The organism is Schinkia acidoalkalinis, assembly GCF_054301215.1.
Map to the genome: position 1 here is coordinate 1,316,161 of NZ_CP182573.1, position 14,550 is coordinate 1,330,710.

The window sequence follows — 14,550 nt, forward strand, 5'->3', positions numbered from 1 at the left end:
CAGTATGTTCCATGTAAGTAAGCCTCCTGTTCAGTTTTAGCGGATTGGGTCATGTACAGTAACGAGCTTCGTTCCATCCGGGAATGTTGCTTCGACTTGAATATCATCAATGATGTCTGGAATACCTACCATCACATCTTCACGAGTTAAAATCGTTGCGCCAAATTCCATTAACTCAGCAACCGTTTTCCCGTCCCTTGCGCCTTCCAATACTTCATAGGTGATGAGCGCTACAGCTTCTGGGTAGTTCAACTTTAATCCTCTTTCTTTTCGACGCCTAGCTAAATCAGCTGCTACAACAATCATGAGCTTGTCTTTCTCGCGTGGTAATAATTGCATCGTAAGCCTCCCATTTTTAAATAGTTCCCAAATAAATTTTTTAGTTAAAAAGGAAAATACTATGTGGTATCACCTTTTATTTAACAGACATAAACATAATTTCCAATTAGTTCCTTACCTAAACAGTTTTTATTAAGAGAGGGGAGTTTTTATGGCAGAGCATCATACAAAACCTTTTTCAGCAAAAGAATTCTTTTTATCGCTCATTTCTGCAGCTATGAAAGGAATTTCTCAAGTAATCTTTATTGAAAATGTCGTCTCTGGTGTCATTATTCTCATTGCCATTGCCATTTCTTCTTGGTACTTGGGACTCATTGCGTTGTTATCTTCGGCTATTGGCACTCTCGTTGGGAAAATAGGTGGAGGGGACGAGGAAACTGTGAATCGCGGCTTATATGGTTATAATTCCGTGTTAACGGGAATGGCTCTTATACTGTTTTTAACAGAAGAATCCAGATGGGCAATTGCCTTAGCAGCCGCTGCTATTACAGCAATTTTTACAGCTGCAATGATGCATTTTATGAAAAATACAACTATACCAATCGTGACATTCCCTTTTATTGTTCTAACCTGGTTTATGCTAATAGCTTCATACAAACTGGAAACAATACAGTTGAGCAATGACTTAGTACCACAAAGTCTATCGCAATGGGAATTGCACATAGAAGGAAAAGTTGATTGGACGAAAGGAATTTTTAATGGAATTGGGCAAATCTTTTTCTTAAATCATGTCATATCTGGGATATTGCTTTTTATTGCCGTATTTTGGGCTGGCTGGAGATGGGGCCTTTATGCAGTTTTAGGAAATGGGGTTGCTTTAATAGCGGCATATGGGCTCGGAGGCGAACACTCTTTAATCTATATGGGACTATATGGATATAATGCGATATTAGCTTGTTTAGCAGTAGCGTTAGTATTTAAAGAAGAGCATAATCACTATGCTCCCGTCTCGGGAATCATCGCAGCTTGTTTGACAGTCCCACTAACAGCAAGTATGAGCACCTGGCTTTTACCCTATGGGTTACCAGCTTTGACAATGCCTTTTGTTCTAGCCACTTGGCTCTTCCTCGGAGCAAGAAAGATTTTGCCTAGATTTTAAACTTCGGGACACGGGGACAGGTACACTGTCCCATGTTCCAAAAAAAACGCCAGTAAAGCAACAACAGGCCGGGACAGTGTACCTGTCCCCGTGTCCCGTTATCTTTCCTCCACCGGTACAACCGCTTCTACTAAAGCATTTTCTAATGCGATTGTATAGTTTTGAAGTGTTTTTTCATTCCAACCAAAACGATCCTTCATGTAAGCAATGACTTTGTTTTCCCATTGTCTAACCGTTTTAATGTCGAATAAAATTGCGCCTGTACGGCGGTTGAAAAAGTCGATTGGTGTGACCACCATTTCATTTTCAATAGCATAGATTAATTTAGCAAATAGCGGAAGTGGCAGTCCGTATTTCAGTGCGCCGCTCTTATGTTTTTTCAATAGCTCAAAAACTGTAGATACATTGGACCCATAACGTTTTGCAAGGTCTCTTGCTTCTTCCGTTGATAAGCCAGCTGCTACACCTGCTACAACTTGTGAGTTAACAAAAGTTGAAAATTTGCTTGATCCACCTATGTCTCCCCCGGAGATAGGCATGTGTTTTGTTTTGCAGGCAGGATAATTGTGGCCCTCACTAGCTGTAAGTATTTTCGCCAGGACATCAACAATCGTTTCCGCCATTTTTCGGTAGCCTGTTAATTTTCCGCCTGCAATCGTTACAAGACCTGACTCAGATTCCCAAATTTCATCTTTCCTTGAGATTTCCGATGCACTTTTACCCTCTTCGTAAATAAGCGGACGGACACCAGCCCAGCTTGATTCAATATCATTTTCAGTAATTTTCACATCTGGGAACATATAGTGAATTGCTTTGAGAATATAGCTTCTGTCACTTAGAGTCATTGTCGGTTTTATAGCATCCTCATCATAAAATGTATCCGTTGTTCCAACATATGCTTTACCTTCACGTGGAATGGCAAATACCATACGTCCATCAGGGGTATCAAAATATACCGCTTGCTTTAATGGGAACTTAGATTGGTCAATCACAATGTGTACGCCCTTTGATAATTGCAGCACTTTCCCTTTCTTTGAATGATCAAGTTCACGAATCTTATCAACCCATGGGCCTGCTGCGTTTACAACCACTTTTGCGCGGATTTCGTATTTTTCACCTGTTAACTGATCCTCTACTAATGCACCAACAACTTTGCCGTTGTCATAAATTAATTCTTCCACTTTTGTATAGTTTAAAAGGGCAGCCCCTTTTTCATGAGCGGCTTTCATGACTTCAATTGTTAATCTTGCATCATCAGTGCGATATTCAACATAATAACCGCCACCCTTAAGCCCCGTTTTCTTAACAAGAGGTGCTTTCTCAAGTGTTTGTGCTACAGATAGCATGGAGCGGCGCTCATTTTTCTTTACCCTTGCTAAATAATCATACAGACGAAGGCCGATTGATGTGCTGAATTTTCCAAAAGTACCGCCTTTATGAATTGGAAGCAGCATCCATTCAGGTGTTGTGACATGTGGGCCGTTCTCGTAAACAATTGCCCTTTCTTGCCCTACTTCGGCAACCATTTTTACTTCAAATTGTTTTAAATAGCGAAGGCCGCCATGGACAAGTTTTGTTGACCGGCTGGAAGTACCCGCAGCAAAATCCTGCATCTCTACAAGCGCTGTTTTTATTCCACGTGTTTCGGCATCCAGCGCAATACCAGCTCCAGTAATTCCACCGCCGATTACTAGAACATCATAGTTTTCCGTTTTTAATTGATTTACAATTTCATTTCTATATAAATTTGAAAAATTCATCATAAAGTCCTCCCTTAATCGGCTTAAAAACAAAAAGAGACCACAAAAGACACTATCCATAATGATAATGCTTTGTGGTCTCTCCTAATCTCCAACCGATTTATTAACTTGGTTTTAGTATATCATAATAAACATGATTTTATCTATAGAAAATAATTACTTAAATGCCATAGCGGCGCGAACAGCCTTTTGCCAGCCACCATATAAATTTACACGGCTTGTTTCATCCATTTTTGGAGCAAACTTGCGATCAACTGCCCATTGAGTTGAGATTTCATCCTGGCTTTCCCAGAAGCCCACGGCAAGCCCTGCCAAATACGCGGCTCCAAGTGCAGTCGTTTCATTGATTGTTGGTCTTTCAACAGGAACGTTTAGAAGATCACTTTGGAATTCCATTAAGAAGTTGTTCTTTACGGCTCCACCATCTACACGTAGTGTTTTCAAATCAATTCCTGAGTCTGCTTCCATCGCTGATAATACATCTTTTGCCTGGTACGCTAGAGATTCAAGCGTAGCACGGATAAAATGTTCCTTTGATGTCCCACGAGTTACGCCAAAAACTGCACCGCGGACATCGCTATCCCAATACGGAGTACCAAGGCCGACAAAGGCGGGAACAACATAGACTCCATCTGTAGAAGAAACCCTTGACGCATATTCTTCGCTATCTTTGGCATCTTTAATCATGCGGAGGCCATCTCGAAGCCATTGAATTGCTGAACCCGCAACAAAAATACTGCCTTCGAGTGCATAGTTAACCTTGCCATCGATTCCCCAGGCAATTGTCGTTAACAAACCATTATTGGAGCGTACCGCTTTTTCACCTGTATTCATCAACATGAAGCAGCCTGTGCCATAGGTGTTTTTCGCCATGCCTTCACTAAAACAAGCCTGACCAAACAAAGCTGCTTGCTGATCGCCTGCAATACCGGCAATAGGTACTTCCTTTCCAAAGAAATGATAATCAACTGTATGAGCATAAACTTCAGAAGAAGGACGAACTTCTGGCAGCATGGATTTAGGCACACCTAAAACTTTCAATAGCTCATCATCCCATTTTAGTTCATGAATATTATACATAAGGGTCCTTGATGCATTGGAATAATCCGTCACATGGGCTCTACCACCGGAAAGTTTCCAAACCAACCAAGTATCGACCGTACCAAATAATAATTTTCCTTGTTCAGCCTTCTCGAGGGCACCTTCTACATGGTTTAAAATCCATTTTACCTTTGTCCCTGAGAAATAAGGGTCAATCAACAGCCCTGTCTTTTCACGGAATAAATCGTTGTATTCCTTTTCTTTTAGCTCTTCACAAATCTCACTAGTCTGCCGAGATTGCCAAACGATTGCATTGTACACAGGCTCCCCTGTTTCTTTATCCCAAACAATCGTTGTTTCACGCTGATTTGTGATGCCGATGCCAGCAATTTGCTCGGGCCTTGTACCAGACTCAGACAAAACTTCGGCTAGAACTGAGAGAATGGAACCCCATATTTCATTGGCATTATGTTCCACCCAACCAGCATTCGGAAAATATTGAGTAAATTCCTTTTGAGCAACGCGAACGATCTCACCTTTTTTATTAAAGAGAATAGCACGTGAACTTGTTGTTCCTTGGTCTAAAGATAATATATATTTTTCCATTCTAATCTCTCCCCCTAATTATTTAACCTTAAAATTAGTATGAAATAAACTCAAGCCTAAGCAGCTTTTTTAGCTTCACCCATGGTATTCGTTATTTTTTTACTAAAAGAATAAGCCACGATTAGAACTAGTAAATTTATAACAACTACAGTCCAAAATGCACCTGTCATTTTTCCTACGAATACTGCTTTATAAAATACTGCTCCCAATGAGCCGCCCAAAAAAGGTCCAACAACCGGTATCCATGAATATCCCCAGTTGGAGCCGCCCTTCCCGGGAATCGGCAGTAAGAAATGGGCAATACGAGGTCCAAGGTCACGAGCAGGATTGATTGCATAGCCCGTCGTTCCCCCTAAAGACATACCAATCACAACGATTAAAAGACCAACTGCCAATGGATTTAAACCTTCAGTAAATTTATTTGCTCCAATAAATAGTAACCCAAGTACAAGAATAAATGTACCGATGATTTCACTTAATAGGTTTGAAAAAGTATGTGGTATCGCAGGTGAAGTTGCAAAAACGCCAAGCTTTGCTGCCGGGTCCTCTGTCACGGCCCAATGCGGCAAGTATTGCAGATAAACGATTGCTGCACCTAACATTGCGCCAATCATTTGCGCTACAATATACCCCGGCACTTGCGACCATGGAAAACTTCCGTTAATCGCCAATGCTATTGTAACAGCTGGATTTAAATGAGCTCCACTGATTGAGCCGACTGCAAATACACCCATTGTTACGGCAAGACCCCAAGCTAGAGTAATTACAATCCATCCTGCATTTTGAGCATACGACTTTTTTAGGGATGACCCTGCCCCAATTCCTGCTCCAAAAACTATTAAAATCATGGTCCCTATCATTTCTCCAATAAAAGGCGTCATAATATATCCCCTTTCTTTTTACCTTATGAAAAATTTGTGGCAAAAAAAAGGGAGACCACAGCAGAAAAACCTAAAAAATAGGGTATCTGTGTGAGTCTCCATTTCTCCGTCACGTTTATTAACTTAATTATTATAATAAACTTGCATGAAAACGTTGTCAACCATTTGTTTCACTTTTCCATTGCTAATTGCTCCCAAACAGCTCCCAAAGCTCTCTTTTAGATGTCGTAATCGCTGTTGCACCTGCATCTAAGGCATTATGAACATCCTCTGGTTTTCGAATAAAACCGCCTGCAAAAATTGGAATCTTGACCCGCTCCCTCACCTCTTTAATCATATGTGGCATCGCCCCCGGCAAAACCTCGATATAATCTGGAAGTGTTTTTTCAAGGAGCTGATAGCTTTTTTCAAGAGCATGGGAATCAATGAGAAAAATCCTTTGGACAGCAATAACCCCTTTTTGTTTCGCTTTTGTAATCACGCCAGCTTTTGTAGAAATTAGGCCAAATGGTTTAAATTCCTGACAAATATATTCTGTGGCATACTCATCATTTTTAATGCCATGGATTAAATCCACATGGTAAATCATCTTTTTTCCTTTTTCTTTAGCCATCATATTGATATTTTTTAATTGGCTAATATGCATGTCCAAAAAAATACCGATATTATAGCTACTTTTTAAGAAGCGTTCGAACTCCTTCATATTTGTAGAAGCAGGTAGTATTTTTTGTTCCATTCATTCATTGTTCCTTTCATTTTTTCATTCGTTATTTCCATATTATTATTTTGCCACTGATTCATCCATTTTTAGCCCCCCCAATAAAAGGGCTTTTATACTCGGACAAATAACCATTCACATTCTATTCTTCTGAATAAATTATTAATACAGTATAAAGACTTGGAGTTGATTTAAAATGATAAGGAAAGAATACGATAACAATGGTAATCAAAATTACTACCGTGCCTCAAATTCTAATAATACCCTTGCACCCAGCACTGATGTGCAAGGTACTACAATGGGGAGAAGAAAACCGCAAACGGACAATCAGGGTACTATGAACACCTCTATGTGCCAGGAACTTGCCAATATTATCGGCGGAGAGGTAATTACATCTACCCCTGTCTGTGTAGTTCAACGCCTTCGCAATATTAGAGCCTCTATTTTAGGACGTCGTACCCGCTCCCCATTATCACTTCCATTTGCACTTTCTTTTGAAAATAATCAAAAGGGAAAAACTCTAAATCTTGGGGAAACTGTTATTTTACAAAAGGAAATTAATCCTTTCCTATCAGCATTACGCGCTAGGGGCATTATCGTAACAGCACTCCACAATCACTGGCTTTTTGACGACCCTCGATTAATGTATATGCACTGGGAAAACGTTGGAGATCCAGTCGAGTTTGCTACAAATAGTATTGAGGCAGCTAAAGAAGCAAGATTATTTTAGCCTTATTTAAAAGCCATTTGTGCTCACTTAAAAATGACACAAATGGCTTTGTTTTTGTAACAATGTCAGATATTTATATTAGCTAATTTTCTTACCAGCCGTTGGACCTGGTTTAAGGCTATGAATTTCTTCAATATGTATTAAAACAACCGCTTTTGGGGCACGTTTGCCAATTTGTTCCGCGAAAGCTGCTGCTTTTTCATAAATTTCTCCACTTGTTTGAACTTCAGGCTTACCAATAAAACGATAACCATCAGGAAGGTCTCTGTTCACAACAGCAACCACAACATTAGAGCCATCCAAGATATTTTGGTATGTAGCACCGCCAGTGCCTTCATTAAAAATTAATGTTTCATCGTCCAAAACTCTTGTTGACATTTTTGGACCAATATTTTGCGCACCCTCTTTGCTTACCGTACCGATGAAGCATTGGTAATTACCAACCATGTCTTTCATTTCTTGTGTAAGAACTGCCATGTTTTTACCCCTTTTCTAAAATTCAAATTCTAGTAAATGTGCGTCCAATTCAAAATTATAGATTTCCATTTTTTTTGTCAAAGAACTTCGTCACACTTTTAGAAAAAAAAGAAACAATGGGGGGACAGGTACTTCGTCCCGGTGGGACAGCGCACCAATCCCGCCTTAACTACCACCCGCTCTTTTTAACAATTCATACGGTCGCACCTTAAAGGCCTCATAAGGTACAAGATAACCTTTCATTGCATCCAACACTCGTGGAACGAATTTTTTTCGACGAATATACTGTAAAAGATTGGCTGAATCCAATTGCACAAAACGAACATCTTTTGTTTCCGAAGAAGTTTTCAATTCTCCACCAATCCACGTCCCGCGGAACACGATGGAAATAGTACTCCCATTTGAATAGACACCTGAAATCCCGTGGAGCTCCACTTCAATACCAGTCTCCTCAAAAATCTCTCGACAAAGGGCAACGTCGAGCGTTTCTCCCTCATCAACCCCTCCACCGGGAAGCTCCCATGTATCCGGGCGCCAATAAGTCTGCACCAATAATACTTCTCCCAGTTTATTTGTAATAAAACCACTAACCGTAACGGACTGCTTGGGGGAATGATAATCCCCTGTTGGCTTTAAAAAGTCTTGATAGGTGCTTACATATAAATTGTTTAACTCAGACAGCCGTTTTTGTGCTTCTTCATGCATTTTATCTTTTACAACCCGCTCTTCGATTTTCTGATATTCTTCAAAACTTGGATATTCCCACATAACCATAATTTCATTTTGGGCCTCTGTCACCCACCGACCAGTTATTTTAGCCCCGTTTTTCACTTGATTAGGAAGAATATACTCGTGAAAAAACTCATTAAACTCATGTACCTTTTCCGGTAAAACATGGAACGTTTCCCTTCTGTAAAACATGTTAATCCCCGTTTCATTTGGCATTAAAAACTGAAATCCCTTATTTGTATGCTAAAAACACGGGGACGGTTCTACTGTTTACCTAATATTTTCCACGTACTAAATTGTAGTACTAGTTTAACAATAAAAACCTTTCAACTGGCTTTGACTTGACACAATATTTTGATACAATATAAACACAAACAAATGTTCTGTTTAAGGGTGATATCGATGATTGATCCAGAAGATAAAAACTTAGTATGTAAATTCATAGTATTGGACAATACCTTAAAGTTGCTTATGAAAGAACTTGATGCAATCGAAATGTCAAAAATTAAAATAAAAAAACCTCATTATAACTTTATCCTTGGAAAAATTGAAAAAGGCCACAAGGAGTTGCAACAGCTACACAAACATTTACGGAGCAAGGGTATTCATATTCAAGAAATGAGAAAGGATGAATTTAGTGTTGAATATCCGTTTACTTGCCGGGGATACTTTGATACACAAATTATGCAGAGGGATGTATTGAAAAATAATATGGTCGAGAAATTGAGGGAATTGTACTCATGAAAATAGAAAAGAGTGGACAAAAATAATGCCACTCCTTACTTTCAGGGGGACAGGTACTTCGTCCCGGTGGGACAGCGCACCTGTCCCCCTGTTCTGATTATTACCCTACTGTTATTGAAGTGCTATACAATATATGGTATTTTATATATGTTAACCAATATTTATATTAGGTTAACATATTATAGAAATAAAATAGACGGGGAGGGATAATCAAAAATGCATCAAATATGGACATACGATTTAAAAAAAGAGTTAGACAAATTAGAGCTCCACTTTCAAAAAAGAGTATTGACAAAGAATGAAGATGCACCATCGACATGGCTATATTTTAATGGTCAGCACATGCTTAATTTAGCATCTAATAATTACCTTGGCTTAGCAGGTGATGAGCGGTTAGTACAAGCAGCCATAACGGCATTGAATAAGTACGGGGCTGGGTCAACGGCTTCACGTCTAATCGTTGGCAACTATCCATTGTATGAGGAAGCGGAGGCTTCGCTAATTGAGTGGAAAGGCATGGAAAGTGGCCTGATACTGAATAGTGGTTTTACAGCTAATGTTGGCATTATATCGGCCTTAATGGATCGAAACGGCATTATTTTCAGCGATAAGTATAATCATGCGAGCATCGTCGATGGGATAATCTTAAGTCGGGCTAAATTTCAGCGCTATCGCCATCGTGATTTAGATCATTTAGAATCCCTCTTGAAGCGATGTCCATCGAAACAGAGGAAACTAATTATAACAGATACAGTCTTTAGTATGGATGGAGATATTGCGCCGTTGGAAGGGCTTGTATTCCTTAAGGAACAGTATAACGCCATCTTAATGATAGACGATGCCCATAGCAGTGGAGTCTTTGGTGACCAAGGTGAGGGATTGGTTCATGCACGTAACCTCCACAACCAGGTTGATATTCATATGGGAACTTTTAGTAAAGCCTTAGGTTCTTATGGCGCCTATGTTGTTGCCCGTAGGTGGCTGATTGAATACTTAATGAATAAAATGCGCAGCTTTATATTCACGACAGCGCTCCCTCCGTCTACCTTAGGCTCTATTAAGGCTGCTATCGACATAGTTAGGAGTGAGTCATTCAGAAGAACGCAACTAATGGAACATAGTCATTATTTTATTTCATCTTTAAAAAAGTTTGGTTTTGAAATTGGTGATTGTGAATCGCAAATTATACCAGTTATTATCGGCACTAACGAGCTAACTATGCAATTTAGTCAAATGCTTCAACAGGAAGGAATCGCTGCCATTGCTATACGTCCCCCTACAGTACCAGAAGGACAAGCTCGGATTCGTTTCACGATGATGGCAACTCATGAAAGGAGTGACTTAGAGCAGGCTATTGAAAAAATTGCGCATATCGGTCGTATTTTGGGGGTTATCGAGTGAACACTGAATCAATCATTCTATTACCAGGCTGGGGACTTGATCAACAGATTTGGTCTCCTTTACAAAGTGAATTAGAAAAACAATATCAGCTTTACTTTATTAATTGGCAAGGCATACATAAAATCTCAGATTTTAAACAAAGAGTTTCTGACCTAATAGCAGAAGAAAAATTACAATCATTTTTTCTTTTGGGTTGTTCACTCGGCTCAATTGTTGCTTTAGACATTGCCCTAAACTACCCAAAAGAGGTACTTGGGATTATCTTGCTTGGTGGAACAAGTCGATTTACGATCGACCCGGAAAACAGGTATGACTCTGGATGGCCTGCAAGAATCGTTGAACGAATGAAAAAGAATATAAAACACGATCGAAGAAAGACCTTGCTATCTTTTTACAAATCTATGTTTTCAGAAAGCGAGATTGCAAAAGGTGAGTTGGAGAAATTTCTATTGCTTGACGGATATAAGATCCATGAGGATGATGAGGAGTCATTAGTACTTGGTCTTGATTATCTTAATCAAATGGATTGTCGGAACGAATTAGCAAAAATCTTAAGCCCATTGCTTTTAATTCATGGTGAAGAGGATCAAGTTTGCCCTAGAACAGCAGCGGCCTATATTCTTAAACAGTTGAGTGGAAATACTGTATTAAAAACACTACCGTTTACAGGTCATCTTCCATTTTTTACTCAAACAGAGAAATGTAATGAGTGGATTCAAACATTCATCGCGGCTTCGTTACAATCTGGCCCAAATGATAAGTATGAGATCAAAGGAGATTTTATATGATAAATAAGCAGTTGTTACAAAAGCGTTTCACAAAGCAGGCACATATATACGATGAATTTGCAAATATTCAAAGAAAGATGGCTAATCGTCTGTTAACATTAGTAAATGGTGGAAATCTATGCGATCAAGGAGCCGTACGTATTCTAGAAATTGGCTGTGGAACGGGCTATTTAACCGAGCGTCTATTACATTATTTCCCCCGTTGTCAAATAACAGCGGTTGACTTAGCTCCGGGCATGATTGATATGGCAAAAAAAAGAATCAATGACGAACGGGTGATGTTCATATGTGGTGATGCTGAAGAACTTGAGTTTAACGATTGCTATCATATTATCATTTCAAATGCAACATTCCAATGGTTTAATAAGTTGGAAAAGACAATTAAAAAATTCTATGAAACACTTCACAGTGGTGGCCGGCTTTACTTTTCTACCTTTGGAAACTTCACGTTTCATGAACTGCACACCTCATTTCAAAAAGCACAAGAGCGAATCTCGCCTACGAAAAGGTATAAATTAGGGCAGTCGTTTTATTCTCTTAATGAATTAGCTACCTTATGTAAGTCTGCTTTACGAGCATATCCTATTCAAATACATTATGAAGAAATGCATGAAGTTGAAACATTTGAGACAGTTTGGGACTTTCTTACATCAATAAAAAAGATTGGTGCAAATAATAGCAATCAGGAAGACTATTGCCTAAACCCTTCAATTTTAAAGGAAATGATTCGAATTTACGATTGCCATTACAGAATCGGCAACAACATTCCTGCTACGTACCATTGTCTGTATTTTTCTATTGAAACTCCTTAAGAAACAGGGAGACGGTTCTACCGTTTCCCTGAAATTTTCCACTCGTTAAACAGTGATATCGATGATTGATGCTGCAAATGAGAAAAGATGATTTTGAATATTTAATTCTCCCTTTGAGAAATCTGGCTAACAATTTGCTTTAAAGCCTCATTGATTGGTGTAGCCGGACGACCAAGAAGTTTCTCAAAATCATCGCTCTCTATAGCTAATGAACCCACACGAATACTTTTTTGGATGTCGACAAGCATAGGAAGCAGAAAATCTGGTAAACCTGCACCTTTCATGATCTCAGCATAAGTAGCATCATCAACCTTCTCTATCTGTACTTCTTTACCTATTACATGACCAAGGGCGGTTACAAACTCTTCCTGAGTCCATAGCTTACCGGAAAGCTCGTAGATTGTATTTTCGTGCCCATCCCCTGATAACACTGTGGCCGCTGCCTCTGCATAATCTTGTTGCAATGCCCAACCTACCTTTCCATTTCCTGCTGATGTTACCCATGGGGCCCCGGCCAAGACACCTTCAATACCGGGAATTTCATTCTCCAAATACCAGTTATTACGCAAGAAGCAGTATGGAATACCTGTTTTCAAAATGGCTGCTTCTGTTTCCTTATGTGTTGGGGCAAATAAGTTTTGACTTTCCTGGGCATCCACAATACTTGTATACGCAATGAACCTAACTCCGGCACGCTCTGCCGCGGCTACCGCATAACCGTGCTGACGAATCCTTGTCTCATTATCTTTATCCGCTGAAATAATTAATAATCGATCAATACCTGCAAAAGCAGCATCGAGGCTTTCGGGTTGATCAAAATTTCCTTGGCGAACTTCTACTCCTCGAGCCTGCAATCGTTCCGCTTTCTCAGGATTTCGAACACTGACAGCAAGTTGACTAGCCGGTACAGTCTTTAATAAAATCTCTACTACTTTACTGCCAAATTTCCCTGTTGCACCTGTAACTAACATTTTCATTGTCACTTTCCTCCAGAAATTGTTTGATTAAAAACACTTGTTACAAATATACCCAGTTATATTGTTACCAACTTGTTAGGTGTTTTAGCAGGATATGTAGACATATTATCGGTTTTCACTTCCACCGCCCCATAGCTCTCTTCCCCCATCGTGCCCTGTATCGGCATGAATCTCTTCATCTACTAATTCAAGTTTTCCAGGTTCTTCACTATGATGCCATGTATACCCATCAGGCGTTTCATTCGCAAAAATTTGTGCTCTTTGTGAATCACTAAATTCATTCCCAATCGCAGGATTTTGATTAATAGCTTCCGCTAATTGTTCATTTGCATATGAAAAATGTGTATCATCACTTTCCAGATACATAGATTCCGGTAGGCTAATTGTGTATTCACTATCAAACTCTGGAAAGACACCTTCAATCACTTCTCCTGAAGGAAGGGTGATAACCTTAGATTCAAACTCAATGCCCGTTACAGGGTGATGCTCACCTGCTAAATCATCATTGCGTGTTTCGATATGATGAATTTGTTCGTCCCCAATATCACTCGTATCCCCAACCTCTACCCCCGTATCACTATCAATAGTGGCAGCTTGTACATGGTTGTCCACTCCATCTAGATTTAGATCCACAACATCAATGATATCCAATGCATCTAATGCCCCCACTGCAAGAGTAGCAATAGCAACAGTTTTGCCAATTCCTTTAGCCCCTTTTATTAATTGGTCCTTATCATTGGTGACTACTCCTTGGACAACATCTTTTCCATTTATATATGTACCTTTTATAGAATGCCCCATTCCCTTGGCAGTTTGAATTGCGGTATTTTTTAATTCTTTTATACCTTCCTCTCGTTTATTTTCATCTTTGTTAATTAAACCGGAAGCGGCGTACCATGTACCTTCAGCAATGCTCCCAATCGTTACCCCCGTATTTGTTGTGGCTTTTTTAATTCCATCACCAATTTCTTGTATATATTCGCTATTAAATTTTTTTCCAATAAATTTAATCGGTTCACTCGTAATAGTTCCTGCCACTTTACCTAAAAAAGAACCAGTTCTTTTTATTCCTGCCATGTTCTCTCCCACCTTTTATAAAAAAATCAAAAAGAGGCTAACCAAGTCAATACCGATTAGCCCCTTCTTTATAATGAAATCGGTAACTGGCTGACATAGTGTTAACACCTTAGTCCCTGTAGCTTTGCGTCTTCACTTTTCAGCGAATTTGCCTTTTTCTATATATTTAGGAAAATAGTTCTATTCCAATTATACTAGTTTAATCTCCTATTTCAAAGAATAATTGCATCCATTTCCTCTAAATAAAGCCACAAAAAAACTTGGTCCCATATGAAACCAAGCCTCTTTATATGTATATCATTAAATATTGAACCCTCTCATGGCTAAAGCCACGAGATTCCTACGTACAGAAACCTATCGGTTTCTATTAG

Annotated in this window: 15 protein-coding genes and 1 riboswitch; of the genes, 6 read left to right on the forward strand and 9 right to left on the reverse strand. The window is 39.3% G+C overall.

Going from position 1 to position 14,550, the window contains the following annotated elements; genetic code table 11:
* Positions 1–36: 36 nt before the first annotated feature.
* Positions 37–339, reverse strand: a complete 303-nt coding sequence (locus ACNQFZ_RS06855; RefSeq protein WP_458414579.1) for an urease subunit gamma — start codon at positions 337–339, stop codon at positions 37–39.
* Positions 340–490: 151 nt separating this feature from the next.
* Between ACNQFZ_RS06855 and ACNQFZ_RS06860 the strand changes: the two genes are divergently transcribed.
* The gene (locus ACNQFZ_RS06860; protein ID WP_458414580.1) at positions 491–1,438 is read left to right on the forward strand and encodes an urea transporter; all 948 of its coding nucleotides are present in this window, start codon (positions 491–493) and stop codon (positions 1,436–1,438) included.
* 98 nt (positions 1,439–1,536) lie between these two features.
* On the opposite strand, the gene ACNQFZ_RS06865 is transcribed toward ACNQFZ_RS06860, so the two are convergent.
* From ACNQFZ_RS06865 to ACNQFZ_RS06880, 4 genes are all read right to left on the reverse strand, one after another.
* On the reverse strand, positions 1,537–3,198 hold the full coding sequence (locus ACNQFZ_RS06865) for a glycerol-3-phosphate dehydrogenase/oxidase (protein WP_458415332.1): 1,662 nt from the start codon (positions 3,196–3,198) through the stop codon (positions 1,537–1,539).
* Between the two features lie 156 nt (positions 3,199–3,354).
* Positions 3,355–4,845, reverse strand: coding sequence for a glycerol kinase GlpK (gene glpK, locus ACNQFZ_RS06870; RefSeq protein ID WP_458414581.1), 1,491 nt, complete (start codon positions 4,843–4,845; stop codon positions 3,355–3,357).
* Positions 4,846–4,901: 56 nt separating this feature from the next.
* The gene (locus tag ACNQFZ_RS06875; protein WP_458414582.1) at positions 4,902–5,726 is read right to left on the reverse strand and encodes an MIP/aquaporin family protein; all 825 of its coding nucleotides are present in this window, start codon (positions 5,724–5,726) and stop codon (positions 4,902–4,904) included.
* A 184-nt stretch (positions 5,727–5,910) separates the two neighbouring features.
* On the reverse strand, positions 5,911–6,462 hold the full coding sequence (locus tag ACNQFZ_RS06880; protein ID WP_458414583.1) for a glycerol-3-phosphate responsive antiterminator: 552 nt from the start codon (positions 6,460–6,462) through the stop codon (positions 5,911–5,913).
* 178 nt (positions 6,463–6,640) lie between these two features.
* On the opposite strand from ACNQFZ_RS06880, the gene ACNQFZ_RS06885 reads away from it, so the two are divergent.
* On the forward strand, positions 6,641–7,174 hold the full coding sequence (locus ACNQFZ_RS06885) for a DUF1259 domain-containing protein (RefSeq protein ID WP_458414584.1): 534 nt from the start codon (positions 6,641–6,643) through the stop codon (positions 7,172–7,174).
* 78 nt (positions 7,175–7,252) lie between these two features.
* Here ACNQFZ_RS06885 and ACNQFZ_RS06890 read toward each other — a convergent pair whose 3' ends face one another.
* Both ACNQFZ_RS06890 and ACNQFZ_RS06895 read right to left on the reverse strand, forming a co-directional pair.
* Entirely contained in the window at positions 7,253–7,651 is a 399-nt protein-coding gene (locus ACNQFZ_RS06890; protein ID WP_458414585.1) for a pyridoxamine 5'-phosphate oxidase family protein, read from the reverse strand.
* 165 nt (positions 7,652–7,816) lie between these two features.
* Positions 7,817–8,572 (reverse strand): NUDIX hydrolase, encoded by a 756-nt coding sequence (locus ACNQFZ_RS06895; RefSeq protein ID WP_458414586.1) that lies wholly within the window; start codon positions 8,570–8,572, stop codon positions 7,817–7,819.
* Positions 8,573–8,782: 210 nt separating this feature from the next.
* On the opposite strand from ACNQFZ_RS06895, the gene ACNQFZ_RS06900 reads away from it, so the two are divergent.
* From ACNQFZ_RS06900 to bioC, 4 genes are all read left to right on the forward strand, one after another.
* On the forward strand, positions 8,783–9,124 hold the full coding sequence (locus ACNQFZ_RS06900) for a hypothetical protein (RefSeq protein ID WP_458414587.1): 342 nt from the start codon (positions 8,783–8,785) through the stop codon (positions 9,122–9,124).
* Between the two features lie 216 nt (positions 9,125–9,340).
* A complete protein-coding gene (gene bioF / locus ACNQFZ_RS06905) occupies positions 9,341–10,525 on the forward strand; it encodes an 8-amino-7-oxononanoate synthase (protein ID WP_458414588.1) in 1,185 nt (394 codons plus the stop codon).
* On the forward strand, positions 10,522–11,313 hold the full coding sequence (locus ACNQFZ_RS06910) for an alpha/beta fold hydrolase (protein ID WP_458414589.1): 792 nt from the start codon (positions 10,522–10,524) through the stop codon (positions 11,311–11,313). Before bioF ends, ACNQFZ_RS06910 begins: the two co-directional genes overlap by 4 nt.
* On the forward strand, positions 11,310–12,125 hold the full coding sequence (gene bioC / locus ACNQFZ_RS06915) for a malonyl-ACP O-methyltransferase BioC (RefSeq protein WP_458414590.1): 816 nt from the start codon (positions 11,310–11,312) through the stop codon (positions 12,123–12,125). The genes ACNQFZ_RS06910 and bioC overlap by 4 nt, the downstream gene beginning before the upstream one ends.
* Before the next feature lie 101 nt (positions 12,126–12,226).
* Here bioC and ACNQFZ_RS06920 read toward each other — a convergent pair whose 3' ends face one another.
* On the reverse strand, positions 12,227–13,102 hold the full coding sequence (locus ACNQFZ_RS06920; RefSeq protein WP_458414591.1) for an SDR family oxidoreductase: 876 nt from the start codon (positions 13,100–13,102) through the stop codon (positions 12,227–12,229).
* 105 nt (positions 13,103–13,207) lie between these two features.
* On the reverse strand, positions 13,208–14,179 hold the full coding sequence (locus tag ACNQFZ_RS06925; protein ID WP_458414592.1) for an HNH endonuclease: 972 nt from the start codon (positions 14,177–14,179) through the stop codon (positions 13,208–13,210).
* Positions 14,180–14,257: 78 nt separating this feature from the next.
* Positions 14,258–14,342: riboswitch (cyclic di-GMP riboswitch) on the reverse strand.
* Between the last annotated feature and the right edge of the window lie 208 nt (positions 14,343–14,550).

Excerpts from the sequence above, each read along its gene's own strand:
- ACNQFZ_RS06855 (WP_458414579.1), bottom strand. The coding sequence starts at position 339 with ATGCAATTATTACCACGCGAGAAAGACAAGCTCATGATTGTTGTAGCA.
- ACNQFZ_RS06860 (WP_458414580.1), top strand. The coding sequence starts at position 491 with ATGGCAGAGCATCATACAAAACCTTTTTCAGCAAAAGAATTCTTTTTA.
- ACNQFZ_RS06865 (WP_458415332.1), bottom strand. The coding sequence starts at position 3,198 with ATGAATTTTTCAAATTTATATAGAAATGAAATTGTAAATCAATTAAAA.
- glpK (WP_458414581.1), bottom strand. The coding sequence starts at position 4,845 with ATGGAAAAATATATATTATCTTTAGACCAAGGAACAACAAGTTCACGT.
- ACNQFZ_RS06875 (WP_458414582.1), bottom strand. The coding sequence starts at position 5,726 with ATGACGCCTTTTATTGGAGAAATGATAGGGACCATGATTTTAATAGTT.
- ACNQFZ_RS06880 (WP_458414583.1), bottom strand. The coding sequence starts at position 6,462 with ATGGAACAAAAAATACTACCTGCTTCTACAAATATGAAGGAGTTCGAA.
- ACNQFZ_RS06885 (WP_458414584.1), top strand. The coding sequence starts at position 6,641 with ATGATAAGGAAAGAATACGATAACAATGGTAATCAAAATTACTACCGT.
- ACNQFZ_RS06890 (WP_458414585.1), bottom strand. The coding sequence starts at position 7,651 with ATGGCAGTTCTTACACAAGAAATGAAAGACATGGTTGGTAATTACCAA.
- ACNQFZ_RS06895 (WP_458414586.1), bottom strand. The coding sequence starts at position 8,572 with ATGTTTTACAGAAGGGAAACGTTCCATGTTTTACCGGAAAAGGTACAT.
- ACNQFZ_RS06900 (WP_458414587.1), top strand. The coding sequence starts at position 8,783 with ATGATTGATCCAGAAGATAAAAACTTAGTATGTAAATTCATAGTATTG.
- bioF (WP_458414588.1), top strand. The coding sequence starts at position 9,341 with ATGCATCAAATATGGACATACGATTTAAAAAAAGAGTTAGACAAATTA.
- bioC (WP_458414590.1), top strand. The coding sequence starts at position 11,310 with ATGATAAATAAGCAGTTGTTACAAAAGCGTTTCACAAAGCAGGCACAT.
- ACNQFZ_RS06920 (WP_458414591.1), bottom strand. The coding sequence starts at position 13,102 with ATGAAAATGTTAGTTACAGGTGCAACAGGGAAATTTGGCAGTAAAGTA.
- ACNQFZ_RS06925 (WP_458414592.1), bottom strand. The coding sequence starts at position 14,179 with ATGGCAGGAATAAAAAGAACTGGTTCTTTTTTAGGTAAAGTGGCAGGA.